Below are 25,672 nucleotides of genomic sequence, written 5' to 3' on the forward strand. Positions count from 1 at the left end.
AGCGATTTTTGGGGCGGAGGCAAGGATAAGCGAACCAGCTGCTTGCCGCTTGTCTATATTGGACACATCATACGACGACCGTTCTTCATCTTGGGGAGGGCTGATCCATGACGAAAGCTCGTATTCAGATTCGTCGTGACGCGGATGCGCTGGCCCAGGTCGAGGCTATGGCTGAACGCTTCGTGGATGTGTGGACGACGGGTAAAGCAAAGCCTCACTCCACAGTCCTGACCTTTTCCTCGTCGGCTCAACTGTTCTCGATCCTGTCTCCCAAACGCTGGGAGCTCATCGAGCGCCTGCAAACGCTCGGACCGTCGACCATCAGAGGCCTTGCCCGGGCGCTGGAGCGCGATGTGAAGCGCGTGCATGAGGATGTGGGTGTTCTGGTCGAATGGGGTCTGGTCGAGAAAGACGAGGCTTCCAAGGTGTTCGTGCCTTTCGACGAGATCGAGGCGGATTTCGTCTTGCGGGGTGCTGCAGCCTGACGCGTTCACTCTCGAACGGTCAACCGGCCTATTCTTGCAAACCTGTAATTATTGCGGGGGTAATTCCGCCACAATTTGCCGGTGCTGTTGCCGCATCGGAGCCTGTGCCATAGGTTCCGTCTCGATTTGCAGGACTTCTCCCACACGAAGGTTTTCCGCGTGTTTCATTCCTTCTTCCCCCGACCGAAATTGTTCTTCACCTCTGCTGCAATCTGGACACTGGTCTGTATCATCGTGTGGTACACCGTCGGTCCCCAGCTCGGAGCCGCTATCGGCCTTCCTCCGCTTGCCGAGGGGCAACAGGCGCCTGTCGGGCTTGCCTTCTTCTTCACACCCGACAATCTTTGGTTCTATCTCTACTTCACCATCTTCGTCGGCCTGTTCGGTATTGTTTGGCAGGTGATTGCGAAGGACCACCCCTGGATCAACTGGTCGGTGTGGGGATCCGCCTTCATCATCTTCATCGCCTATTTCAGCGTTCAGATCTCTGTGGCCGTCAACAACTGGCGCGGTCCCTTCTTCGACCTCTTCCAGAAAGCGCTGAATGGTGATGGCACAGTGACGGCAGGGCAGCTCTATGAGCTGCAACTGCGCTTCCTGGAAATCGGTCTGGTCGGCGTGACCCTTTCAGTCGTCACCGCCTTCTTCACCAACCACTACGTCTTCCGCTGGCGCCAGGCGATGAACGACTTCTACCTGTCGAAATGGGACAAGTTGCGCCACATCGAAGGTGCTTCTCAGCGTGTGCAAGAAGACACGATGCGCTTTGCCAACATCCTCGAAGGCCTTGGCGTTGCGCTGATCAATTCGGTGATGACGCTTGTCGTGTTCCTGCCGATCCTGTTCAGGATGTCTGAGCATGTCAGCGAGTTGCCCATCATCGGTGCCGTGCCGCATGCTCTGTTCTGGCTGGCTCTCATCTGGTCGGCATTCGGAACGATCCTGCTGATGGTTGCCGGGATCAAGCTGCCGGGCTTGCAGTTCCGCAACCAGCGCGTCGAAGCCGCCTTCCGTAAGGAACTCGTCTACGGCGAAGATCATGCCGATCGCGCTCAGCCGGTTACCGTTCGAGAACTGTTTTCCAACGTTCGGCGCAATTATTTCCGCATGTACTGGCACTACACCTATTTCAACGTGGCCCGGTACACGTTCGGGCAGGTGGATGCCATCTTCCTGACATTCATCCTGATCCCGACGATCGTGGCCGGCAAACTGACAATGGGGCTGTGGCAGCAGATCTCCACGGCCTTTGGCCAGGTCACCGACAGCTTCCAGTATCTGGTGAGCTATTGGTCAACGATCATTGAGCTGCTCTCGATCCACAAGCGTCTGAAGGCTTTCGAAGCGGCCATCGACGACCAGCCGCTGCCGGCCATCGACCAGCGCTACCTGGAGCGCGAGGCTGCCGAAGGCGAGATTGCGGCAGACAGGCCTTACTGAGCATCTGGCAAAACGAAAAAAGGCCGCGTCGGGCAACCGGCGCGGCCTTTTGCTGTCCCGTTGATCGACCGATCACATAGCGCCCGTGCCTGACGCCGGGCCATCCTTGCCCAGCATCTCCAGCGCCTCCGAATAGGTGACGCAAGCCACATCCGGCCTCGGACAGACTTCCGCCACCAGCCGCTCCATCGCCGCCCAATAGGCGCCGCCGTTCATGGTGACGAAGTGCAGGCCGATCTGCAGCGGCTGGCGGTCGCCGTTGTACTGGGTTTCGAAGGCGGTCTTGAAGGCGTCATAGCTGCGCTCGGCGAATTCGTCGCCCTTCGACGGGTGGTCGATGCCGCCGGAATGGCGGATGAAGAGGTTGTAGTCCATGGCGATGATGCGGCGGTTTTCGGGACCTTCCGGGATTAGCGGCAGGCCGAAGCGGATCAGCCCGCCCTCCTTGCGCGGCGGGGCGGGGTCGTGGGTCACCAGGCTGGCATCGTAGCGATAGCCATGCGCGCGTTCGGCCTCGTAAAGGCTGTCGGGAGCCGAGAGATAGGGCGCGCGAAAACCGGTGATGCCTTTCTTGACGAAGTCCGCCCAGCCCTTGGGCTCGCGGTCGGACAGACCGTTGTCCTTCCAGGCGCCGGCGAGCACGCGGTCAAAGCTTTGAAATTCCGTCAGCCACTGGTCTTTCGTCCAGTCCTTGCCGTCGAAATGGCCGCAGGTGTGGCTGGCGATCTCGTGGCCTTCCTGACGCGCGCTCCAGATGTTGTCGAGCCGCGCCCCGACCTCGTCCACCGTCTGGGCAAAGCCGATATTGGAGCGCCCGGCCTTGATGCCCGGCGCCTTGTAATCACCAGCGCGGTCCCTCGGGATCAGCGTGGCGCAGGAGAGGAAATAGGTGAAATGGGCATTCGCCCGCCTCGCGATATCGCGGCTGCGTTTCCAGAGCTTGTTGTCGTGCGCGCCATCGAAGGAGATCATCAGGATCTGTTTCGGCTTCGCCGCGCCTGCACCTTTTGCCGCAGGGGCCGGGTCTCCCGCAAGGGCGGTCGTCGCCATCAGGGCAAGGGAAACGGCGGTCAGGGAACGAAACATCGGCAAACACCCGGAAATCAAATGGGGTGCCTGCGTCCCATCCAAATGCGGCGAAGCTTTGAACGCGCTGGATATTCGTGGCCGAGACCAGTAAGGCTTTCAGCAATTCGACTTGAAAGGTCCAGCCCCATGACGCTCCTCATCCTCGGCATCATCCTGTTTCTCGCAACCCATCTCATCCGCGTCGTCGCACCGGGCTTTCGCCTGTCGATGATCGAGCGCTTTGGGCTCACGGGCTGGCGGGTGATCAATTCGGTGCTCAGTCTCGTGTCGCTGGTCGTGCTGATCTGGGGTTATGCCACGGCGCCGGTCGTCAATGTCTGGTTCCCGCCCATGGGCATGAACCACCTCACCATCACGCTGATGCTGATCGCCACCATCTGTCTGGTCGCCGGCTTCCTGCCGGCCGGGCATATCGCGACGAAGACGAAACATCCGATCGTGCTCGCCATCAAGATCTGGGCGGCCGCCCACCTGATCGCCAATGGCGATCTTGCCTCGATCCTGCTGTTCGGCGCGCTGCTTGCCTGGGGTGTCGTGCTTCGCATCAGCTACAAGCGCCGCCTGCGGGCCGGCGACCTCGTGCTGCGTCCGTTCGTTTCGGCCCGCTTCGACGCCATCGCCGTCGTCCTCGGCCTCGTCGTCTGGGCCCTCATCACCTTCAAGCTGCACGAAGTCTTGATCGGGGTTGCTCCGCTGCCGATGTGAACGCCCAGGGCATTTGGCGGTTTTCCCCTTACAAGCGCGCAAAAATCGGCTAGAAGGCCGCTCACGCATGAGATTGCATGGAAAGGCCGGCACTGCCGGGGGTATGAATGGTTGACCAGAACGACAGCTTTATCCGCGAAGTCAACGAAGAGCTTCGCTCCGATCAGGTGCGCAATGCCTGGAAGCGCTACAGCCGCATCATCATCGGCGTCGCAGCCCTGATCGTCGTCGGCACGGCTGGCCATCGGCTATGGGATCACTGGGACACGACCCAGGCGTCGGGCGCCGGCGACCAGTTCCTCGCTGCCTTGAAGCTCGCCGACGAAGGCAAGCGCGACGAGGCGGAAGCCGCGTTGCAGGCGCTGGAGAAGGATGGCTATGGCGCCTATGGCGTTCTGGCGCGGTTCCGGGGTGCCTCGGTCTTCGCCGAAAAGGGTGATCCGGCAGCGGCGATTGCCGCGTTCAAGGCGATCGGCGACGACCAGAGCGTGCCGGAAGCCGTGCGCAATGCCGCCCGCGTTCGTGCCGCCTGGCTGATGGTCGACAACGGCATCTATGAGCAGGTCTCGGCAGAAGTCGAAGCCATGGCGACGCCGGCCAATGCCATGCGCCACGCCGCCCGCGAAGCGCTCGGTCTTGCCGCCTACAAGGCCGGCGACATGGTGCGCGCCCGCGAATGGTTCGAGCAGATCACAGAAGACGCGGAAACCCCGCGCAACACGTCGGCCCGCGCCCAGATGCTGCTCGACAACATCAAGGCCTCCGGCAAGGCGCCGTAACAACAAGGCCTCCAAGGGCCGGAAAGCTAGTGTTCCATGAGTTTCACCGTTGCCATCGTCGGTCGTCCGAATGTCGGCAAGTCCACGCTTTTCAACCGTCTGGTTGGCAAGAAGCTGGCGCTCGTCGATGACACACCGGGTGTGACCCGCGACCGTCGCCCCGGTGACGCCAAGCTCGTGGACCTGCGCTTCACCATCATCGACACGGCCGGTCTCGAAGAGGCCGGCCCCGAGACGCTCGAAGGCCGCATGCGCGCCCAGACGGAGGCCGCAATCGAAGAAGCGGATCTGTCGCTCTTCGTCGTCGATGCGAAATACGGCCTGACGCCGGTCGACCAGTCGCTGGCGGAGATGCTGCGCCGGCGCGGCAAGCCGGTCGTGCTTGTTGCCAACAAGTCGGAAGCGCGTGGTTCCGATTCCGGCTTCTACGATGCCTATACGCTCGGTCTCGGCGAACCCGTTCCGATCTCTGCCGAACATGGCCAGGGCATGATCGACCTGCGCGATGCCATCGTCGAGGCGATCGGCGAGGATCGCGCGTTTCCGGAACCGGACGACGAAGCCGAAACCGACATTCTCTTGCCGCAGGATGACGACCTCGACGACGACGAGGCCGAACCCGAATATGACGACAGCAAGCCGCTGCGCGTCGCGATCGTCGGACGACCCAATGCCGGCAAGTCGACGCTCATCAACCGCTTCCTCGGCGAAGACCGTCTTCTGACCGGACCCGAGGCCGGGATCACCCGCGATTCGATCTCGGTCGAATGGGACTGGCGCGGCCGCACCATCAAGATGTTCGACACTGCCGGCATGCGGCGCAAGGCTCGCGTGCAGGAGAAGCTCGAGAAGCTCTCGGTGGCCGATACCCTGCGCGCGGTGCGGTTTGCCGAAACGGTGGTCATCGTGTTCGATGCGACCATTCCGTTCGAGAAGCAGGATCTGCAGATCGTCGATTTCGTGCTTCGCGAGGGGCGGGCCGCCGTGCTCGCCTTCAACAAGTGGGATCTCGTCGAGGACCAGCAGGCGGTTCTGGCGGATCTGCGCGAAAAGACCGAACGTCTGTTGCCGCAGGCCCGCGGCATCCGTGCCGTGCCGATCTCCGGCCAGACCGGTTACGGCCTCGACAAGCTGATGCAGAACATCATCGACACCGACATGGTGTGGAACAAGCGCATCTCGACGGCGAAGCTCAACCGTTGGCTCGACGCGGTTACGACCCAGCACCCGCCACCGGCGGTTTCGGGTCGCCGCCTGAAGCTGAAATACATGACGCAGGTGAAGGCGCGCCCGCCGGCCTTCATGATCTCCTGCACGCGGCCTGACGCCCTGCCGGAAAGCTATGTGCGTTACCTGACCAATGGTCTGCGCGCCGATTTCCAGATGCCCGGCGTGCCGATCCGCATCCATTTCAAGGCGGGTGAAAATCCGTTCGAGGGCCGCAAGCGCAGGCGCTGACCGCCCGGCATCAACCGGTGAGGTCGGCCGGCCGCGTGCCGAAACGGCCGCGCAGGCCTCGCTTTCGGCGCTGCTCCTTGGCTTCCACGACATTGTCGAAAAACTGTTCGGTCGCGGCTTGCCAGGAATAGGTCTCGGCGAGCCTGCGGGCGCTGTCTGGTGAGGCCTGGAGTGCCGCGATGCACGCCACCTGCAGATCCTGGTCGAGCGCACCGGCATTGGAGCCTGCGGGGATGATGTCGATCGGTCCGGTGACCGGATAGGCGGCAACCGGCACGCCGGAGGCAAGCGCCTCCAGGATGGTATTGCCGAAGGTATCGGTCTTTGAGGGGAAGACGAAGACGTCGGCCTGCGTATAGGCTTCGGCCAGCGCTTCTCCATGCAGCATGCCGGTGAAATGCACGTCGGGATAGCGGGCCTGAAGCTCGGCGCGGGCAGGGCCGTCGCCCACCACCACCTTCGAGCCGGGCAGGTCGAGATCGAGAAAGGCCGGCAGGTTCTTCTCCACCGCGACACGACCGACGGTCATGAAGATCGGGCGGGCAAGGCCAAAGGGCTTTTCCGCCTTGTCGCGCGGGCGAAACAGGATGGTGTCGATGCCGCGGCTCCAGAGACTGAGGTTCTTGATGCCGTGCGCGGTCAGTTCCCGTCGCAGGCTTTCGGTCGCCACCATGCAGGCGCCGCCGCGATTGTGAAACCAGCGGACATAGGCATAGAGCCACGACAGCGGCAAGGGCAGGCGGGCTGCAACATATTCCGGGAAGCGGGTGTGATAGGTCGTCGAGAAGGCGCGCTTGTTGCGCAGGCACCAGCGCCTGGCCATCAGGCCGAGCGGTCCTTCGGTGGCAATGTGCACATAATCCGGCTGCTGTGCTTCGATCATCCGGCCGATGCGGGCCGGGGTTACCAGCGACAGGCGGATTTCCGGATAGGTCGGCATGGGCGCGCTGCGGAACGGCTCGGGCGTGATCATGGAGACCTCGACGCCCATCTTCTTCAATTCGCGATTGGTGGTCTCGATCGAGCGGACGACGCCGTTGACCTGCGGGTGCCAGGCATCGGTGACGATGGTCAGCCGTGTCGGGGAAGGGCCGGGCAGCGAGGGGCTGGGCAACAGGGGGCTGGGCAACGGGGGGCTGGGCATGCGGCGGTTGCTCGATTCCGGAATCACCCCATGAATCTGGCGTTCATCCTGTGCGTGTCATCACCAGGTCTTATGCGACGGGAACATTACAGCCAGATGTCAGTCTAGCAGGGGGCGCGTTTGACATTCGGCCCGCAAGCGGGTTGCCTGAACCCTATCCCTGATTCCAGCCAGAGGACGTGCCCATGACCAAAGCCGCCGCCAAACCCGACCAGACGACGTCTTCGAACTGGTGGCGGGGTGCCGTGATCTACCAGGTCTATCCACGCTCCTTCCAGGACACCAACGGCGATGGTATCGGGGACATCAAGGGCATCATCGAGCGGCTGCCCTATATCGCCGCGCTCGGCGTCGATGCCATCTGGCTGTCGCCGTTCTTCACCTCGCCGCAGGCCGACATGGGTTACGACGTGTCCGATTACTGCGACGTCGATCCGATGTTCGGCACACTTGCCGATTTCGATGCGATGATGAAGGAGGCGAAACGCCTCGGCCTCAAGGTCATCATCGACCAGGTGATCTCGCATACCTCCGACCAGCATCCCTGGTTCAAGGAAAGCCGCACGAGCCGTGACAATACAAAAGCCGACTGGTTCGTCTGGGCGGCCGCCAAGCCCGACGGGACGGCGCCGAACAACTGGCTCTCGGTCTTCGGCGGTCCTGCCTGGGAATGGGACGGGGTGCGCAAGCAGTACTACATGCACAACTTTCTGACCTCCCAGCCGGATCTCAACTTCCACAATCGCGAGCTTCAGGATGCCGTGCTCGACGCGGTGAAGTTCTGGCTCGACCGTGGCGTCGACGGGTTCCGGCTCGATACCGTGAACTACTATTTCCACGACAAGGAGCTCCGGGACAATCCGCCGCATGCCCCCGACAGCGACGATGCGGGCCTCGATGCCCCCGACGTCAATCCCTATGGCATGCAGAGCCATCTGCACGACAAGACGCAGCCGGAGAATATCGAGTTCCTCAAGCGGTTCCGGGCGCTGCTCGATCAATATCCTGATCGCACGACGGTGGGTGAGGTCGGCGATGGGGCGCGTTCGCTGAAGACCGTGGCGGCCTATACGTCCGGCGGCGACAAGCTGCATATGTGTTACACCTTCGACCTACTCGGTCCGGATTTTACCCCGAGCCATATCCGCCACTGTGTCGAGAGCTTCCAGAAACAGGTGAAGGACGGCTGGGTCTGCTGGGCCTTTTCCAACCATGACGTGACGCGTCATGTCAGCCGCTTCATGCACAAGCCGGAAGAACGGGAGGCGGTGGCAAAGCTGGCGGCAAGCGTGCTTGCCACGCTGCGCGGCTCGATCTGCCTCTATCAGGGCGAAGAGCTCGGCATGCCCGAGGCGGAGCTTGCCTTCGAGGATCTCCGCGACCCCTATGGCATCCGCTTCTGGCCGGCCTTCAAGGGCCGTGACGGATGCCGCACGCCGATGGTCTGGGAGAAGGGCAAGAAGCAGGCGGGCTTCTCTGCGGGAAAACCCTGGCTGCCGGTGCCGGCGGAGCATGCCGCCCTTGCCGTCGACGCCCAGGAAAAGGACGAGGCCTCTGTGCTCGCCCATTACCGCGCCACGCTTGCCTTTCGCAAGATGCACCCGGCGCTGCTCGATGGCGAGATGCATTTCCTCGCGACCAATGAGGATGTGCTCGCCTTCACCCGCAAGAAGGGCGACGAGCAGATGCTCTTCGTCTTCAACCTGCGCCGTGGGCCGCAGGAGATCGCCGTGCCGCATGGCATGACCATCCGCGAGGCGGTCGCCATGCCGGGGCTTGGTGGACATGTCGCCGATGGCGAGATCCACCTCGGATCGCTCGACGGGTTCTGTGCGCGGGTGTGAGATGACGGGCACGGTGCGGATCGCCTCGGCACAGGATATGGAAGGCTGGGCGGGGCTGCGTCACAGGCTGTGGCCGGACCTCTCCCTCGACGGGCACCGCGCCGAGATCGCTGCCGCCTTGGCCAAGCCCGACAGGCTGGTCGCCTTTCTCTGTATCGGGCCGGGCGGTGAGGCCCTCGGGCTTGCCGAGGCCAGCCTGCGCTCGGATTATGTGAATGGCTGCGAGACCACACCGGTCGCCTTTCTCGAGGGCATCATCGTTGATCCCTCGGCACGCCGCTCGGGCATTGCCGCATCCCTCGTCATGGCTGTGTGCGACTGGGCTCGTGGGCTCGGTATCAGGGAAATCGCGTCGGATGCCGAACTCGACAATGCGGCGTCCCACGCCATGCATGTGGCCCTCGGCTTTGCGGAAACCGAGCGGGTCGTTTATTTCCGCAAGCGTCTCTGACCGGCTGGACCGTCTCGTCACATGCCGTCGTCAGGAATGTTCAGGGTGTGCCCGCAGGCCTTGCAGTGCACCGCGTCGGCGTCGTGCCGCTGCAAGCCGCATTCGGGGCAGGGGAAGGTGACCTTGTAAGGCCGGACGATCGCCTGGGCCAGCCGCACGAAAAGCGAGATACCGATGATCATGGTGACGATCGAGGTCAGCTTGCCGAAGGTGCCGGGAAGCGTGATGTCGCCGAAGCCGGTTGTCGTTACCGTCGCGACCGTGAAATAGAGGGCGTCAATGAAGCCGGTGCCGGCATCTTCGCGGTAGAAGAAGAAGCTGTAGACGAAGCCTGTCACCAGGAAGAGGAAGACGAAGAGGTTGATGAAGGCGGTGACGACGTCGCCCTGCTCCTTCAGCCCCAACCGGTTCAGCATCAACCTGAAGACCGGCCGCTGAGCGACGGCCCAGATGCGGGCGACGCGCAGAAAGGCGAAGTTGAACAGCCATTGCGGAAAGAGCAGCGTGCCAAGCACGAAGAGGTCGACCCAGGTCATCGGCCGCGTGAGAAAGCCGCGCGTGGTGCGCGATGCGCCCCATTGTGCCAGCATTTCGACGGCGATCCAGGCGGCAATGGCATAATCGAGGATCAGATAGCTTGGCCGGTCGCGCAGGTAGGGGCCGGCGAGGAAGAAACCGATGATCGCAAGGTCGATCACCATCAGCGCGAACTGGAAGCGGATGGCGGCGGTGTCGCGGCCGTAATAGAGGCGCGCGAGGCGCTGGCGGAGGGGAGTGGACGATCTGCCGTCGGTCTCGGATGCCATGGGGCCTCTTTAGTAGTGATATCGGCATTGCAGGATGACGAGTGTCTGATCCTCACCCGTGCCGACAACGGCGTAGACAATCCGATGTTCCCCGGTGATCCGCCGGGACCACATACCCTTGAGTGTACCCTTTAGAGGTTCTGGTTTGCCAATGCCCCCGAAGGGGTGGCGAACCGTGTCGCGGATCAGTTCGTTGATCCGTGCCAGTATCTTTCGATCGGCCTCTTGCCAGTGAATGTAGTCAGCCCATCCATCCGGCGCGAAGGCGATCCGCATGGTTCAGCGGTCCAGATCCACCAACAGCGATCGTTCCATGAAGCGCGCTGCTGCAAGGTCGTCCTTTGCCTTGAGCAGGCGTGCCGCATTGGCTGGCGAGGAGAGCAGATGGACCGTTTCGACGAGGCTGTCGTATTCATCCTTGCCCATCAGTACAGCCGGGGACTTGTCCCGCCTGACGATCTCGATCGCCCCCTCAATGAGCGTGTCGAGACGGTCTTCCGCTGTGTCCTGTTCTATCTGCCGATCCCAGCGCTCGGCACGCAAGTCTTCAACAGACGCCGCGAAGGTGTCGAATTCCTCCGGCGTCAGTTCGCGAACCATTTCTACAAGGCGTTCAAGACGGGTCATGGCTTCATCCTCAAGCCAAATATACGTCTTCTGTCGCCCGGTGCCAATCCTCACCCAATCAGCCGGAACTGATCGACATCCACCATGCCCTTGTCGGAAATCTTCAGATGCGGGATGACCGGCAGCGGCAGGAAGGCAACCTGGAGGAAGGGTTCTTCAAGAGTCGTTCCAAGGGCATAGGCCGCTTTTCTCAAGTGATGCAACGTGTCGCGCACGCTCTCGTAAGGTTCCAGGCTCATCAGGCCGGCGACGGGCAGCGGGATCTCGCCGGTGACCCTGCCGTCTTCGACCACGACGAAACCACCCTTGATTTCGCCCAGACGATTGGCGGCGAGCGCCATGTCTTCCTCGGAGACCCCGACCACGCAGATGTTGTGGCTGTCATGGCCGACGGTCGAGGCAATCGCGCCCTTCTTCAGGCCGAACCCCTGGACGAAGCCATTGGCATGGTTGCCGTTCTTGCCGTGTCGTTCGATGACGGCGACCTTGATCACGTCGTTTGCGAGATCGACGGAGGTCTGGTTGCCCGAGGTCGGCAGCTTGTAACGGCGGTGCTCGGTGATGATCTTGCCGGGCATGACGCCGATCACGGGAGTCTCGCCTTCCGCCACCGGTACGCCGAAATCGGCGGCCTTCACCACCCTGGCCTTGACGCTGTCGAGGCCGACAGGGGCGACCGGCTTGCGGGTGGCGAAGAGCGCGTCCGTCACGCGCCGGCCGGCTGAAAACACCATCTCGGCCTTGCAGTTTTCCAGGCTGTCGACGACCACCAGATCCGCCCGCCAGCCGGGGGCAACAAGGCCACGATCGCGCAACCCGAAGGCGCGGGCCGCCGAGATCGAGGCGGCGCGGTAGACGGCCAGCGGCTCGACGCCGTGTCTGATCGCCTCACGAATGAGATAGTCGAGATGGCCCTGTTCGGCGATGTCGAGCGGATTGCGGTCGTCGGTGCAGAGCGCCAGGAACGGCGAAAGCCGTTCGGTCAGGATCGGCATCAGCGCGTGCAGGTCCTTCGACACGGAGCCCTCGCGCACGAGGATATGCATGCCCTTGCGGATCTTTTCCATGGCTTCCGCAGCGCTCGTGCATTCGTGATCGGTGCGGATGCGGGCGGAGAGATAACCATTCAGGTCCCGGCCTGACAGCAGCGGCGAATGGCCGTCGATATGGCCGTCCTGGAAGGCCTCGAGTTTCGCCATGCAGATCGGATCCTTGTGGATCACGCCGGGGAAATTCATGAATTCGGCAAGCCCGATCACCTTCGGGTGATTGCGGAAGGATATCAGGCGTTCGATCGGCAGATCGGCGCCGGAGGTTTCGAGATGCGTCGCCGGCACGCAGGAGGAGAGCTGGACGCGGATGTCCATGATCGTCTGTTCGGCCGAATCGAGAAAGAACTGGATGCCTTCGGTGCCCAGCACATTGGCGATCTCGTGCGGATCGCAGATCACGGTCGTCACGCCATAGGGCAAAACGCAGCGGTCGAATTCATGCGGAGTGACCAGCGAGCTTTCGATATGCAGGTGTGTGTCGATGAAGCCGGGCACGACGATCTTGCCGGTGATGTCGATCACCTCGCGGCCTTCGTACCCCTCGACCGTGCCAATGATCGTCTCGCCGCAGATGGCGATGTCGGATGAGACGAGTTCGCCGGTCACCAGATCGAAGAAGCGCCCGCCCTTCAACACGATATCGGCCGGTTCGCGACCGGTCCCCTGGTCGATGCGGCGTGCGAGGTCGGTCATTGTCTGTCACTCCGATTCATTTTGGCCAGATTACTGGCATGGCATGGGAGTGAGAAGAGCAATCGCGTCGATGCAATCGAAGCGACGCGGAGACAAGCGTTTCCCGGTTGCGGTTGCGGGACCGGCAGGTGAGGTCGCCTGCCGGCCTTGGGGATCAGGCGGCGCTCGCCTTCTTGCCTGCCGCGTCCAGCCCGGACGGGATGCCGGCGAGGGCGGTAAAGAGTTCGGCATCTTCGCCAATGCCGGCATTCGGCGTGGTCAGCAGCGTATCTCCATAGAAGACGGAATTGGCGCCGGCGACCAGACACAGGATCTGCGCTTCGCGCGTCAGGCCGGAGCGACCGGCCGACAGCCGCACCGTCGAGGTGGGCATGACGACGCGGGTGGTGGCAACCATGCGCACCAATTCCAAGGGGTCGATGGGCGGTTGATTCGCCAGGGGCGTACCGGCAACCGGCACCAGCGCATTGATGGGCACGCTTTCCGGATGCGGGTCCATTGTCGCGAGCACCCTGAGCATGCCTGCACGATCCCGCATCGTCTCACCCATGCCGATGATGCCGCCACAACACAGATCGATGCCGTAGGCGCGAACGGTGGCCAGCGTTTCCAGCCTGTCCTCATAGGTGCGGGTGGTGATGATCTGGTCGTAGAATTCCGGGCTGGTGTCGAGATTGTGGTTATAGGCCGTCAGGCCCGCCTCGGCCAGCCGTTCGGCCTGGTGCGGTTTCAGCATGCCGAGCGTGACGCAGGCCTCCATGCCGAGTTCCCGCACGCCGCGCACCATGTCCAGGACGGCGTCGAATTCCGGACCGTCCTTTACCTGCCGCCAGGCCGCGCCCATGCAGAAACGCTCGGCGCCTGCCTGTCTGGCGCGGGCGGCCATGGCGACTACGACTTTCGGGTTCATCAGCCGGTCACGGGTGAGGTCGACCTCGCGGTGATGCGCCGATTGTGCGCAATAGGCGCAGTTTTCCGGACAGCCACCCGTCTTGATCGACAGAAGGCTCGCCTTCTGAACCCGGTTGGGATCGTGGTGTGTGCGGTGCACCGCATTGGCCTTGCCGATGAGATCGAGCAGCGGCAGGTCATGGACGGCGAGGATATCCTCGACCGTCCAGTCATGCCGGATCACGGGCGTTTCCGGGCTCATTGATCAAGAGCCCTGAGGTTGAAGCGGGTGCGCGACAGCAGCGCTGTTGCGGCTGCCACCACGGCGATCTTGACGATATCGCCAAGGAGGAAGGGGAGGAGGCCGGCGGCCAGCAGCTTTGCGGCCGGCACATAAATCGCGAGCCAGGCCAGGCCGCAGGCATAGACGACGACCAGACCCGCCAGCATGGCGCCGATCTGCCCGATCAGGCCGCGCCCTGAGGAGAGAGCGCCGACCAGCCAGGAGACGATGAGGAAGCCGGCCAGATAGCCACCGGTCGGTCCCATCATATAGGCAAGCCCAATGCCGCGTTCAGGGCTACCGGAAAAGACCGGAAGGCCGGCGGCGCCCGCGGCCAGATAGGCGAGGCAGATACCGGTGGCGAGGCGCGGCCCCAGAAGGACGGCAAAGCCCATTACGGCCACCACCTGCAGCGTCATCGGCACCGGCCAGAATGGCACTTGCGTCTTGGCGGCCAGTGTCATCAAGGCTGCGCCGACGATCACAATCGCGATCCTGCGGGCCAGCTTTGCTGCGTTTAAGCGTTGTGCACTCATCATTTCGATCATGATGCCTCTCTCAAATTATAGATAATTTTTGAACTCTATCGATAAATGAATCCATATTTTGGAGAGAGTGACAAGAAAAAACTATAATAATTTACGCCATCGTCAATTTTTAGGGCGCGGGACGCAATTTTATCTATAAAATGATGGTGGGTTCGCATTCCTGCGTGTCCTTCCGGCGGCCCCTATGACGTTAGGGGTGCGTGACGGTGAACCGACCGGTGTTCAGCCGTCCGCGAGCGCGAATAAAGCTCATGCCGAAGGTCGGTGCCTGGGGTCGGCTTCTGCGCTCACCCCCGGATTTCAACACTGAAGCCGAAGGCCATTTTATCGTCTCCCGCGAGCGCCACTGTATAGGGCCGCTCGACCAGTTCCGCGGTGCCGCCGGCATGGGCTGCCATGCCGTGCCAGGGCTCGATGCAGAGGAAGGGGGCGCCGGGCTTTTGCCACAGCGCGATATTGGGCAGGTTTTCGAAGCTGAAATGCAGCGATGGTCCGCCTTCTGCTGCAAATGTCAGGCCGGTACCGGCCCCTTCCGGGAAGATCAGCGCGTCGTTTGCGAAGAGGTCGTGGTTGAGCGCCAGCCGCCCCGCCTTGAATGGCGAGGTGGGCAGCGTCTTGCCGATCAGTCCGCCTTCCAGCTGGACGACCCAGGGTTCGGCGCCGTTGTCGAGGATTACCGCATGGGCCTTGTCCTCGGCCCCCGGCAGTGGCCAGAGGAAAGCCGGGTGGAAGCCGAGGCCGAAGGGCAGCGGGACAGAGCCAGTGTTTTCGATGGTGGCGGTGACCGTCAATGTCCGGCCGTTCAGGCGATGCTCGAGCGTCAGGCGAAAATCGAAGGGATAGACGTCGAGGGTCTCGGCGGTCGAGACGAGTTCGTGCCGGCAGGCGGTCGCCGTCTGCTCGACAAGGCCGAATTCGCGGCGCCGGGCGATGCCGTGCTGGGCCATGGGATAGGTTTTGCCGCCGATCGCCAGCCTGTCGCCGGGCGCCTTGCCGACGATCGGAAAGAGGAGGGGAGAACGCCCCGTCCACCACGCCGCATCGCCGTTCCATAGCCAGTTGCGGCCATCCGCGGTTGTGAGCGACTGCATCTCGGCGCCGAGCGAGGAGATTTCGACGGCAAGCTCGGTGTTTTCGATGCGAATCGTCTGGGGCATGGCGGATCCTCGTCTGTTTGTCGCCAGACTAGAGCAATTCCAGCAAAAGTGCGAAGCGGTTTTGCGTCCGGAATTGCGTGAAAACAAAGACATAGAGCATTGAAGGCGAACCCGTTTTCGCCGGAAATGCTGTAGAGCAACTCCGGCGAAAGTGCGACGCCCGATCTCTCGGCGGAGAGGCGCGGGCGCATCTACGGCCTCGTCAGACGATCAGTTCGCGGTCGCCGAAGGGCGTATCCTCGTCGAAATTCTGCGTGCCGATGCGCTCGCTTTCGCCGGACAGGCGCGGCTCCTCGGCGCTGTCTTCGGGGGGGACTTCCGTCTCCGGCGGCTCGATCCACTGGCGCGACGGCCGTTTTTCGGAAGTTTCCGGCCCGTCATCGGGCGTGTCGTGGCGGGCGTGTTCCTCCTCGGCCTCCCGGTGCCGCTCCAAGAGGTCATCGTTGATTTTCGACTGGCGGGCGGCAACCCAGGCATTCTGGGCGTCGGAGCCGAGATTGAGCGTGTGCCCCGTCTCGGTTCGGGTGGAGGCTTCACTGCCGGAGATACGGCTGACCTTGTCGACCATGGATGTCTCCTGACGAGACCTGCCGGAATTCCGTTCCCCAGCGACCTGATGTCGGCGGAGAACCGGTTCGTGGCTGTTGCGCTTCATCGACCGGCCCGGATGCTGTCATGCGCACCGGCCGCAGTCGTGCGGCTCCTTACATCTCAGATGGGGCGTGTGCCCCGGTCCTTCAAGCCGTGCACCGGTTGCGGAGGCTCCCGATGATCCGCAAGGCTCATCCCTTGCCCTTCAGCTCCACCGCCTCGACCGGCAGACCGGCATCGCGCCAGGCGGAAAAGCCGCCTTCGAGGTGGCAGACATTCTCCAGCCCCATTTCCAGCGCCGTCTTCGTCGCAAGCGCCGAGCGCCAGCCGCTCGCACAGTAGAAGAGGAAGAGCTTGTCCTCGGCAAAAACCGGCTTGTGATACGGGCTTTCCGGGTCGATCCAGAATTCCAGCATGCCGCGCGGGCAGGAGAAGGCATCGGGGATCGCGCCGTCGCGCTCGCGTTCGCGCGGGTCGCGCAGATCGATGAAGACGACGTTGTCGCTCACCTGCAGCCGCGCCGCCTCAGCGGTGTCGACCGCCTCAACCAGCGCTTCGGCCTCCGCCAGCAAGTCCCTGAAGCCCTTCCGCATGTCGTCCTCCCGGTCGCTCACCCGCAAGGCCAGCATAACGCATCAAACGCGTCTGTCACGGGCTGCTGTGGTGGAGGCACCTTCCGGCCCAGTGAAGGCACCGGTGGCAAAAGGCCTGCCAGGCTCCGACCCTCCCCCGCAGGGGGAAGGGTAAGGCTCACGCTGCGCGGCGCAGGCTGAAACTCTTCCCCTCGACACTCGACACCAGCCCCATGCGGAAGAAGGCGGCGAGCACCGCTTCGACAGCGGGCAGACATTTGCGGCCCTGCTTGAAGCTTTGCGCAATCGAAAGCGCATCGAGCGGCCCCTCGGCCGAGAGCAGCGCGGCGTGGATCGCCACCGTCTGGTCGCGTTCGTCGGCGGGGAAGCCCGGCTTCGGGCCGGAAACGGCTTCCAGAATGACCTCGCCGAGATCGGCCTCCAGCTGTTCGGCCTTTTCCTTGTCGGAGCCGAAACGCGGGATCTGGTAGTCGGGCCGCAGCCAGCGCACCAGCCCACGCTTTTCCTCCTTCGCCCGCTCCTTGTTCAGGGCAACGAGCCGGGCGAGCACCTCTTCTTCCGCCAGATCCGCCGGCCAGCCATAGGCGTCCGCCACGGCCAGATCGAGCTTCTCGTGCAACTCCTTGAGGATCAGCACCAGACCGTCGTCGAAGATGCGGCGCTCCTTGGTGTCGAGATCGTCCAGTTTGGCACCCGCCTTCAGCCGTTCCAGCACATTGTAGAGACCGGTCAGCGTCAGATGCGGATGGTCTGACAGCACGCGCTTGCGATGGGCGTCGAGTTCTTCGGCAATCGCCCCGATCGCGGCTTTCTGGGCCTCGGAAACATCGGGGAAGGGGAAGGGGTCGAAGCAGCGCGATTTGACATAGACGGAGTCATTGCCGACGCCGAGCCAGCCGCCGGTGCGCATAGCCCATGGGACATGAAAGCGAGAGGAGAGGACACCGAGTGGGAAACCGTCGCTCAAACCGATGGCGACCAACTTGTTGTCCGGCAGGATGGACGCATCGAGGAACTGGAAGACACGGTGTTTGGATGTTTCAACGGTGGCGATATAGCGCGGGAGATTCGCGAGGAAGCCGCGTGTCTCCGTATTCCGTCGACCGAAGAGCCACCAATTCAAACGTCGATATGGCTCGTTGTTCGTGTCACGTTCCGGCTTCACCTTTACCAAGAGGTGCTGGTAAATCTCCGGGAATTTCTGCCTGACTTCTTCCTCGGTGAAACCATCCAAATCGATGACCATGACGCCGCGCGCACGGGCGGCCAGATCTTTACCGTTGCGATAATGCTTGATCACTTTTTCAGCGCCGTCACGCCGCCCAAGGCCAAGAAACTCTGCATGTTGAGGTGTCACGATAAAGCCGCCGCCGTGAAGAGCCATCCCTCGAGAAGATAGTCCCTCATTGGCTCTCATCGGTATCACCGACGCCAGATCCACTCCCACCGTCAAATCCGCATTGATCCGCCCAATCTTCTCCTCGAACAGAATGACCGGACTGTCGGTCTCGACCCCTTCCTCCGCCGTCACCTCCATCAGCCGTCCATCCAGCTTTCCGGCCTGCGCCACCGTCATGGCGATGCGCACGGCCGCACTGTCGCGCGTGACCTTGGTCCAGGGATGATCGGCAATCGCCATGGTGAGCGAGAGCGGCTTTTTGGCGTTGAGATAGGGCTCCATCACCCGACGCTGAAACACCTGGCTGATCGAATTGGTGGTGACATAGCCGAAGCGTTTCAGCCGGGTCTTGGGTTTGAGCAGGATATCGGCAGAGCGGTCCCACCAGTACATGACGAAATCGGCGCTGTCGTTCATGTGTTTGTGCGCCTTCCACAGCGCCTCGGCATAAGCGCCGCCCATGCGGGCACGGATATCCTTGCCGCCGACGAAGGGCGGGTTGCCCACGATGTAATCAGCCTCCGGCCATTTCGGCCGGCGCGGATTGGGATAACACTCGACGCCGTCCTTCACCTGGGGAAGCGGATAGCCGTCCCAGAGCAGCACCGCGTCGCGGTTCTCGATGTTGTGGAAGGCTTTGAGGATCGGCTCTGATGGCGCCACGCCCCGGTTCTTGAAATGCCATTGCAGATGGCCGATCCACAAGACCAGCTCGGCAATGGCGGCGGCGCGGGGATTGACCTCGAGGCCCAAGAACTGGTGCGGGTCGACGGTGTGGCTTTCGAGCGCCAGGCCCTCCTGTCCGCCGAGATTGACCAGCGCCTCCAACACCTCGCCTTCGAGCTTCTTCATGAGCTCCAGCGAGACATAGAGGAAATTGCCGGTGCCGCAGGCGGGGTCGAGCACGCGGGTATCACAAAGCCGGTCGTGAAAGGCCTGCACCGTCTTGACCGCCGCATCCGCCTTGCCCTCGGCCTTCTGCCGGTCGGCGGTGGAACGGGCAGCGTCCCATTCCGCGCGCAAGGGGTCGATGACGGTGGCAATCACAAGCCGTTCGACATAGGCGCGCGGCGTGTAATGGGCGCCGAGCTTGCGGCGATCATTGGGGTCGAGCGCCTGTTCGAGGAAGGTGCCAAAGATGGCCGGCTCGACATCCTTCCAGTCGTACCGGGCAGCAGCCGCAAGCTCGCCGATCTCCTCTTTCGCCAACGGCAGCGCCCGGCGGTTCTTGAAAAACTCGCCGTTGAACTTCTTCACCTTCTCGCGGATCGTCGCGGTAAAGCCGCCTTCGTCCATCGCCTTCCACAGATCGCCCATCATGCCGGGGAAGATTTCCGGCTTTTGCGCGCAGTCTTCCAGCAACCCCTTGAAGCTGTCTTTGGGCAGAAGCTCGACATCCTCGGCGAACATGGTGAAGAGCGTGCGCATCAGGAACATCGCAACCTCTTCGGTCTGGTGCCCCTGCTCCTCCAGAGCCTTGGACACCTTGGCAATGCGGGTCGCGATCTCGCGCGTCACCTTGGCGGCGTGGCGGGTCGGGTCGAGCGACAGGGGATCGGTCCAGATCGCTTTCAGCCGGGCGCGTACGTTTTCATCGCGCAGCTCCTCCAGATAGATGCGGAAGGAGCGGCGGTCGGGGAACTGGTCATAGGCCTTTCCGTCGCGGCGGAAATTGGCATAGACCTCGATCGCGTGGCCGACATCGACAACCAGCACGAAGGGCGGCGGCTCGTGAGAGGTCGGCAGCAGGCGCACATAGTTTTCGGCCTGCGCACGGGCATTCATCATCAGCACGTCCCAGGCGCGGTTGGCGCTCTGGCGGCGGCCGCGCGGGGTGCTTTCCAGGCCAGGCAGCTGGGGTGTCTCCGGCAGCTTCTTGTCGCCCGACAGTCGGCTCTGCTTGGCCTCCAGAACGAAGCAGTCTCGCTTGTAGAGGTCGATCCGCTTCTGCGAATTCGCGCCGTCGCGGCCGGTCTCCTTCACCGCCCGCTCGAAGACGTAGTCGTTGTCCTCATGGGCGGCAGAGGCCGGTTCGGGGTGGGGCAGCTCCAGGAGATCGCAGAGTTCGGTGAGGAAAAGCGCGTAATTCGCCCGTTCCTGGCCGCCCTCCTGCCCCTGCCAGCGCGTGATGAACGCCTCGACCCCTGCTTGCACGGTCACGATTCCCTCGTCTTTTTGTCGCTCGCCGGATCATAGCCGTCGCGGGTCAAGACGCAACGGGTTCAGCCGAACAGATCGGCCAGGAGATAGAAGGTGGCGGAGATCAGGGCTGCGGCGGGGAGGGTGACGATCCAGGCGATGACGATGTTGCCGGCGAGGCCCCAGCGCACGGCGGTTGCGCGCCTTGCTGCGCCCACGCCGACGATGGCGCCGGTGATCGTATGGGTGGTCGAAACCGGGATGCCGAGCCAGGTGGCGGCAAACAGGGTGATCGCGCCGCCGGTTTCCGCGCAGAAACCCTGCATCGGATTGAGCCTGGTGATCTTCGAGCCCATGGTGTGGACGATGCGCCAGCCGCCGAACAGCGTGCCAAGCGCCATGGCCGACTGGCAGGAGATCACCACCCAGAAGGGCACGTGGAATTCCGGGCCGAGATAACCCTGGCTGAAGAGCAGGACGGCGATGATGCCCATGGTCTTCTGTGCGTCATTGCCGCCATGGCCGAGCGAATAGAGCGAGGCGGAGATGAACTGCAGCACGCGGAAGGTGTTGTCGACGGCAAAGGGCGTCTGGCGGACGAAGACCCAGGAGACGATCAGCACGAGGACGAGCGCGAGCAGAAAGCCGATCATCGGCGAGAGGAAAATCGCCAGCACCGTTTTCGACAACCCGGCAAAGACGATGGCGCTGAAGCCGACCTTGGCGAGGCCTGCACCCACCAGGCCGCCGACCAGGGCATGCGAGGAGGAGGAGGGGATGCCGAAGATCCAGGTGACGATGTTCCAGATGATCGCACCCATCAGGGCGGCGAAGATCACTGCCGGCGAGACGATGGCCGGATCGATGATGCCCTTGCCGAGCGTTTCGGCGACATGCAGGCCGAAGAAGAGGAAGGCGATGAAATTGAAGAAGGCCGCCCAGGCGACGGCGAATTGCGGTTTGAGCACCCGCGTCGACACGATCGTCGCGATCGAATTGGCGGCATCGTGCAGGCCGTTCAGGAAGTCGAAGAAGAGCGCGATGCCGATCAGGGCGACGAGCAGCGGGAACGCAAGCGTCGCTTCCATCAGACGTTCTCGATCACGATGCCGCTGATCTCGTTGGCGACGTCCTCGAAGCGGTCGAGGACCTTTTCGAGTTCGCCGTAGATTTCCGTGCCGATGAGATAGGCCATGGCATTGCCGCTGTCGCGATGGGTGCGGTAGAGCGCCTTCAGGCCTTCGTCATGCAGTTCGTCCGAGCGACCCTCGACACGGGTCACGTCTTCGGCGATCTGCGTCAGGCGCTGGTGGTTCTGGCCGATCTTGTCGAGCAGCGGAACCGCCTCGGCAATCAGGTGGGCCGCTTCGACGATGGCTCGACCCATTTCCTGCATGCGCGGATCGAAGCTCGTCTGTTCGTAGAGGCGGACGGTCTTCACCGTCTTGTGCATCATGTCGATGGCATCGTCCATCGACTGGATCAGGTCCTTGATGTCACCCCGGTCGAAGGGGGTGATGAAGCTGCGGCGCACGGCCTGCAACACCTCGCGGGTGATGTCGTCGGCCTCATTCTCAAGGGCGACGATCCTTTTGCAATTGCCCTCGATGTCCTGGCCCTGCAACAGGGCGCCGAGCGCTTCGGCCGCGCCGACCACGGTCTTGGCATGGGCGGCGAACATGTCGAAGAAACGATCTTCACGGGGAAGCATTTTACGAAACAGGCTGAGCATCGGGTTCCGGACCTTTTCACGGAAATGTCATGCGGCTGTCATAAAAGGGCGACGGGACAAAGGAAACCGCCGGGCGGGCCGGAATTGCCGGATTTTTCGCATTGCCTGGGGATGAGTTATAAAAAAAAGGCGACCGTTGCCGGCCGCCTTCTTCATTCTCGATGTTGACGTCTTATTCCGCGGCGACGGTCTTGCCGCCTTCCCACTTGTAGACGGCGAAGCTCTGCGAGGTCAGGTCGCCGGTCTCGCCATAGGTCAGCTTGCCGATGGCGGTCGGGATTTCCGAGCCGTCCTTCAGGGCCGTTGCCACGGCTTCGGCATCGTCGGCGCTGCCGGCCTTGGTGATGCCGGCGGCGATCACTTCGACAGCGGCATAGGCGTTGAGCGTGAAGGCTTCGGCCGGCACGTTCTTCGCCTGGAGCGCGGCGACGGCGGCCTTGCTGTCTTCGTTCTTCAGCGCGTCGGCGGCGTTGGTGAAGATCGTGCCTTCGGCAGCGTCGCCGCCGATCGTCACATATTCGTTGTTCGACAGGCCATCACCGGCGATCAGCTGGGCCTTCAGGCCAGCATCCTGCATCTGGCGCACCAGAAGGCCGGCTTCCGGGTGGTAGCCGCCGAAATAGATGACTTCGACGCCTTCCGACTTCAGACGGGTGACGAGCGCGCCGAAATCCTTTTCGCCTGCGGTCAGGGAGTCGCGGAAGACTTCCGTGACGCCGCCGGCATTGAGCGCGGTCTTGAAGGCATCGGCAAGGCCCTTGCCGTACTGGCCCTTGTCGTCGAGGATGGCGATCTTCTTGTCCTTGTAGGAGGCGAGAACCAGCTGTGCGGCGACATCGGCCTGCTGGTCGTCACGGCCGCAGGTGCGGAAGACGGTGGTCAGGCCGCGGGCGGTGAGGTCGGGCGCGGTGGCGGTCGGGGTGACCATCAGCACGCCGTTTTCGGCCAGAACGCTGGAGGCGGGAACGGCAACACCTGACGTGACCGGGCCAACGACGAAATGCACGCCTTCTCCGACGAGCTGGTTGGCGGCGGAAACGCCCTGCTTCGGTTCGGCGGCATCGTCGGCAATCTTCAGGCTCAGCTGTTCGCCGTTGACGCCGCCCTTCTTGTTGATTTCCTCAACGGCGGTTTCGGCGCCGTTCTTGATCTGCGCGCCAACGGCGGCGAGCGGGCCGGTCAGCGGCGCCATCAGGCCGAGCACGATTTCGGCGCGGGCGGCTGGTGCGGTGGCGATCAGCGCGGCAAGGGCCGCACTGGCGAGAAGTTGAAATTTCATGTCCGTCTCCTTGGGTCTGCGCGACCGATCTCTGCCGGTTTTGACGCCATCAGGGTTCTTTTGTTGCTCCCCATGATTGCTTTAGACAAAAACGGAGTGCGGCAAAAGCCCTGACGGCATGGTGCGCGAAGACGCCACAGCTTTCTCGGAGCGGATTGGAAACCGGCGATGGCGGCCGTGTCTCAGACGGTCAGGATGCGGCCGCCGACGCCGTCTTCTGCCTCGAAGCCGGCCTTGGCGGCTGCGGCATCCTGCTCTCGGCGGAGCGCCAGTTCCGCCATGGCGATCTGCTGCAGTTCGAAGAGATCATTGCTGATCTGGGCACGGCGGGCGGCGAGGCGTGCTTCATCGGCCCGGGCCGCAGAAGCGGCGGCCGGTTCTGGCTGAGCAGGGGTGAAATTGGCGGATGCGTCTTTACCGAACATGCGCTTGAAGAGGTCGACCACGGAAATCCTCCCGGGACCTGACCCGGACAAGTCGCTCCAGACCTGATGTCGGAAGCGGAAAGGGCCGGGTGTGCTACCGTCGTCGGTCTTACCCTCGCGGTCATCTGCGCCGGGATCGAACGTGCGATTCCCTTGAGAATACGGGATGGCCGGAGGCGGAACAAGCGCAGGCGGGTCGGCGTGGTCAGCTTCGCGCAAGCTTCGGCAAACGAAAGGCGGCCACAGGGGCCGCCTTTTGTCTTCACTGGGAGAAAATCTCAGATGTTGTTCATCAGCACCTTGCGCAGCTTGTCGAAGAGCTCGTCAATCTGCTCGGTCGTGATGATCAGCGGCGGCGAAAGGGCGATGATGTCGCCGGTCGTGCGGATCAGCAGGCCGTCATTGTAGGCGTTGAGGAAGGCGTTGAAGGCGCGCTTCGTCGGCTCGCCGTCAATCGGTTTCAGTTCGATCGCGCCGATCAGGCCGAGATTTCGGATGTCGATGACATTCGGGCAATCCCGGAGTGAATGCAGCTTCTCTTCCCAATAGGGGGCGATCTCGGCGGCGCGGGTCAGCAGGCCCTCTTCCTTGTAGGTGTCGAGAGTGCCGAGGGCCGCGGCAGAGGCGATCGGGTTGCCGGAATAGGTATAGCCGTGGAAGAACTCGATCATGTGTTCCGGGCCGGTCATGAAGGCGTCGTGGATCTCCGCGGTGACGAAGACCGCACCCATCGGGATGACGCCGTTGGTCAGGCCCTTGGCCGTCGTGATGATATCAGGCTTCACGTCGAAATACTGGGCCGCAAAAGGGGCGCCCAGGCGACCGAAACCGGTGATGACTTCGTCGAAGATCAGCAGGATGCCGTGTTTGGTGCAGAGTTCGCGCAGGCGCTGCAGATAACCCTTCGGCGGGATGAGCACGCCGGTCGAGCCGGCGACGGGTTCGACGATGACGGCGGCGATGGTCGAGGCGTCATGCAGGGTGACGATGCGCTCCAGCTCGTCGGCGAGGTCTCCGCCATGCTCCGGCATGCCCTTGGAGAAGGCGTTCTTGCCCGGCAGATGGGTGTGCGGCATGTGGTCGACGCCAGTCAGAAGCGTGCCGAACATCTTGCGGTTGGAGACGATGCCGCCGACCGAGATGCCGCCGAAATTGACGCCGTGATAACCGCGCTCGCGGCCGATCAGGCGGGTGCGGGATCCTTGTCCCTTCACGCGCTGATAGGCCAGCGCCACCTTCAGCGCCGTCTCGACCGATTCCGAGCCGGAATTCGTGTAAAGCACATGCGCCATGTTGTCGGGCGCCAGATCGATCAGGCGGTTCGCCAGTTCAAACGCCTTGGGATGGCCGAGCTGGAAGGCCGGCGCATAGTCGAGTTCGCCGGCCTGCTCGCGGATCGCTTCGGTGATCTTCGGGCGGCAGTGGCCGGCGTTCACACACCAGAGACCGGCGGTGCCGTCGAGCACCTGGCGGCCGTCATGGGTGGTGTAGTGCATGTCCTTGGCGCCGACGAAGAGACGCGGCTCCTTCTTGTACTGGCGGTTCGCGGTGAACGGCATCCAGAAGGCGCGCAGGTCGTTCGGCGTGGAATTCAGGCGGTTAGACATCGTGTTCTCCATGGCCCTTTTGGTCGCGGGCGGCCATTCTCCCGGCCATCGGCGCGTCTGCCGCGGCTGTCGTTGCGTCGTCACGTTAGCAGGGCATGAAGCGCGGTCAAGCCACTGCCGGGGTGGCATCAACAAAGGTCATGGATCTGGCAATTTGCGTGATGATGCGGGTAGGGAAGCGGATGCACCTGAAGCGTCCCGACTGGCGTTCGCGGCGTGATCCGTCGTCGCCCGGTCCACGCATGCGGTCGCGCGTTCCGCTAATCCAGATGTCAGCTTAACATGGCAAATTGCGCGGTGCTTGCGGCGAAGGAGCGCGGTGTTGCTCTCTGCTCTCTGTCGCTCCTGACAAAAAGCCCCGGAGCGGTTTGCTTCCGGGGCTTCTGTTCACGGTCGGTGTGTCTGTCGTTGCGCTGCGCTTCCGTCATGCCCCGGCTGACAAAACCAGCGGGTTC

24 protein-coding genes are annotated in these 25,672 nt (G+C 62.8%); 7 read left to right on the top strand and 17 right to left on the bottom strand.

The annotated features are described in order from the left end of the window. Window positions 1-107: 107 nt before the first annotated feature. Both DFO46_RS03955 and sbmA read left to right on the top strand, forming a co-directional pair. A complete protein-coding gene (locus DFO46_RS03955; RefSeq protein WP_120276402.1) occupies window positions 108-485 on the top strand; it encodes a transcriptional regulator in 378 nt (125 codons plus the stop codon). Between the two features lie 159 nt (window positions 486-644). Further along, window positions 645-1,925: a peptide antibiotic transporter SbmA gene (sbmA, locus tag DFO46_RS03960; RefSeq protein ID WP_120278130.1), complete on the top strand. Its 1,281-nt coding sequence runs from the start codon at window positions 645-647 to the stop codon at window positions 1,923-1,925. A gap of 72 nt (window positions 1,926-1,997) precedes the next feature. On the opposite strand, the gene DFO46_RS03965 is transcribed toward sbmA, so the two are convergent. Continuing rightward, window positions 1,998-3,011 (bottom strand): polysaccharide deacetylase family protein, encoded by a 1,014-nt coding sequence (locus tag DFO46_RS03965; protein ID WP_120276403.1) that lies wholly within the window; start codon window positions 3,009-3,011, stop codon window positions 1,998-2,000. A gap of 129 nt (window positions 3,012-3,140) precedes the next feature. Between DFO46_RS03965 and DFO46_RS03970 the strand changes: the two genes are divergently transcribed. From DFO46_RS03970 to der, 3 genes are all read left to right on the top strand, one after another. Further along, window positions 3,141-3,719 carry an NnrU family protein gene (locus tag DFO46_RS03970; RefSeq protein WP_120276404.1) on the top strand — a complete coding sequence of 193 codons (579 nt, stop codon included), beginning with the start codon at window positions 3,141-3,143 and terminating at the stop codon, window positions 3,717-3,719. A 107-nt stretch (window positions 3,720-3,826) separates the two neighbouring features. Beyond that, window positions 3,827-4,498: a tetratricopeptide repeat protein gene (locus DFO46_RS03975; RefSeq protein WP_120276405.1), complete on the top strand. Its 672-nt coding sequence runs from the start codon at window positions 3,827-3,829 to the stop codon at window positions 4,496-4,498. Between the two features lie 36 nt (window positions 4,499-4,534). Further along, a complete protein-coding gene (der, locus tag DFO46_RS03980; RefSeq protein WP_110792044.1) occupies window positions 4,535-5,956 on the top strand; it encodes a ribosome biogenesis GTPase Der in 1,422 nt (473 codons plus the stop codon). Window positions 5,957-5,966: 10 nt separating this feature from the next. On the opposite strand, the gene DFO46_RS03985 is transcribed toward der, so the two are convergent. Next, a complete protein-coding gene (locus tag DFO46_RS03985) occupies window positions 5,967-7,100 on the bottom strand; it encodes a glycosyltransferase family 1 protein (protein WP_120278131.1) in 1,134 nt (377 codons plus the stop codon). Window positions 7,101-7,285: 185 nt separating this feature from the next. Here DFO46_RS03985 and DFO46_RS03990 point away from each other — a divergent pair, with 185 nt between their 5' ends. Both DFO46_RS03990 and aac(6') read left to right on the top strand, forming a co-directional pair. Beyond that, window positions 7,286-8,944: an alpha-glucosidase gene (locus DFO46_RS03990; protein WP_120276406.1), complete on the top strand. Its 1,659-nt coding sequence runs from the start codon at window positions 7,286-7,288 to the stop codon at window positions 8,942-8,944. Between the two features lies 1 nt (window position 8,945). Next, window positions 8,946-9,395 carry an aminoglycoside 6'-N-acetyltransferase gene (aac(6'), locus tag DFO46_RS03995; protein WP_120276407.1) on the top strand — a complete coding sequence of 150 codons (450 nt, stop codon included), beginning with the start codon at window positions 8,946-8,948 and terminating at the stop codon, window positions 9,393-9,395. Between the two features lie 17 nt (window positions 9,396-9,412). On the opposite strand, the gene DFO46_RS04000 is transcribed toward aac(6'), so the two are convergent. From DFO46_RS04000 to DFO46_RS04070, 15 genes are all read right to left on the bottom strand, one after another. After that, entirely contained in the window at window positions 9,413-10,201 is a 789-nt protein-coding gene (locus DFO46_RS04000) for a potassium channel family protein (protein WP_120276408.1), read from the bottom strand. 9 nt (window positions 10,202-10,210) lie between these two features. Beyond that, window positions 10,211-10,477, bottom strand: a complete 267-nt coding sequence (locus DFO46_RS04005) for a Txe/YoeB family addiction module toxin (RefSeq protein ID WP_120276409.1) — start codon at window positions 10,475-10,477, stop codon at window positions 10,211-10,213. 3 nt (window positions 10,478-10,480) lie between these two features. After that, window positions 10,481-10,828, bottom strand: coding sequence for a type II toxin-antitoxin system Phd/YefM family antitoxin (locus tag DFO46_RS24220; RefSeq protein ID WP_120276410.1), 348 nt, complete (start codon window positions 10,826-10,828; stop codon window positions 10,481-10,483). Window positions 10,829-10,878: 50 nt separating this feature from the next. Continuing rightward, window positions 10,879-12,573: an adenine deaminase gene (gene ade, locus DFO46_RS04015; protein ID WP_120276411.1), complete on the bottom strand. Its 1,695-nt coding sequence runs from the start codon at window positions 12,571-12,573 to the stop codon at window positions 10,879-10,881. Window positions 12,574-12,727: 154 nt separating this feature from the next. Further along, on the bottom strand, window positions 12,728-13,708 hold the full coding sequence (gene bioB, locus DFO46_RS04020) for a biotin synthase BioB (protein WP_245422507.1): 981 nt from the start codon (window positions 13,706-13,708) through the stop codon (window positions 12,728-12,730). A 14-nt stretch (window positions 13,709-13,722) separates the two neighbouring features. Next, window positions 13,723-14,286 (bottom strand): biotin transporter BioY, encoded by a 564-nt coding sequence (locus DFO46_RS04025; RefSeq protein WP_245422595.1) that lies wholly within the window; start codon window positions 14,284-14,286, stop codon window positions 13,723-13,725. A 296-nt stretch (window positions 14,287-14,582) separates the two neighbouring features. Beyond that, window positions 14,583-15,452: an aldose 1-epimerase family protein gene (locus DFO46_RS04030; protein ID WP_120276414.1), complete on the bottom strand. Its 870-nt coding sequence runs from the start codon at window positions 15,450-15,452 to the stop codon at window positions 14,583-14,585. A 202-nt stretch (window positions 15,453-15,654) separates the two neighbouring features. Continuing rightward, on the bottom strand, window positions 15,655-16,020 hold the full coding sequence (locus tag DFO46_RS04035; RefSeq protein ID WP_120276415.1) for a hypothetical protein: 366 nt from the start codon (window positions 16,018-16,020) through the stop codon (window positions 15,655-15,657). Window positions 16,021-16,234: 214 nt separating this feature from the next. Next, window positions 16,235-16,636 carry a rhodanese-like domain-containing protein gene (locus DFO46_RS04040; protein WP_120278132.1) on the bottom strand — a complete coding sequence of 134 codons (402 nt, stop codon included), beginning with the start codon at window positions 16,634-16,636 and terminating at the stop codon, window positions 16,235-16,237. 157 nt (window positions 16,637-16,793) lie between these two features. After that, window positions 16,794-20,195 (bottom strand): DNA methyltransferase, encoded by a 3,402-nt coding sequence (locus DFO46_RS04045; RefSeq protein WP_348627721.1) that lies wholly within the window; start codon window positions 20,193-20,195, stop codon window positions 16,794-16,796. Between the two features lie 62 nt (window positions 20,196-20,257). Beyond that, complete coding sequence (locus tag DFO46_RS04050; RefSeq protein ID WP_110792070.1) at window positions 20,258-21,262, bottom strand: inorganic phosphate transporter; 1,005 nt, start codon at window positions 21,260-21,262, stop codon at window positions 20,258-20,260. Further along, entirely contained in the window at window positions 21,262-21,906 is a 645-nt protein-coding gene (locus tag DFO46_RS04055) for a DUF47 domain-containing protein (protein WP_120276416.1), read from the bottom strand. The genes DFO46_RS04050 and DFO46_RS04055 overlap by 1 nt, the downstream gene beginning before the upstream one ends. Window positions 21,907-22,078: 172 nt before the next feature. Further along, window positions 22,079-23,185, bottom strand: coding sequence for a branched-chain amino acid ABC transporter substrate-binding protein (locus DFO46_RS04060; protein ID WP_110792074.1), 1,107 nt, complete (start codon window positions 23,183-23,185; stop codon window positions 22,079-22,081). A gap of 182 nt (window positions 23,186-23,367) precedes the next feature. Further along, window positions 23,368-23,631 carry a hypothetical protein gene (locus tag DFO46_RS04065; protein WP_110792075.1) on the bottom strand — a complete coding sequence of 88 codons (264 nt, stop codon included), beginning with the start codon at window positions 23,629-23,631 and terminating at the stop codon, window positions 23,368-23,370. Between the two features lie 257 nt (window positions 23,632-23,888). After that, complete coding sequence (locus tag DFO46_RS04070; RefSeq protein ID WP_120278134.1) at window positions 23,889-25,217, bottom strand: aspartate aminotransferase family protein; 1,329 nt, start codon at window positions 25,215-25,217, stop codon at window positions 23,889-23,891. Window positions 25,218-25,672 lie beyond the last annotated feature (455 nt).

It is taken from the genome of Rhizobium sp. AG855, from assembly GCF_003610655.1.
In the GTDB taxonomy this organism is placed as follows: Bacteria; Pseudomonadota; Alphaproteobacteria; order Rhizobiales; family Rhizobiaceae; genus Allorhizobium; species Allorhizobium wuzhouense.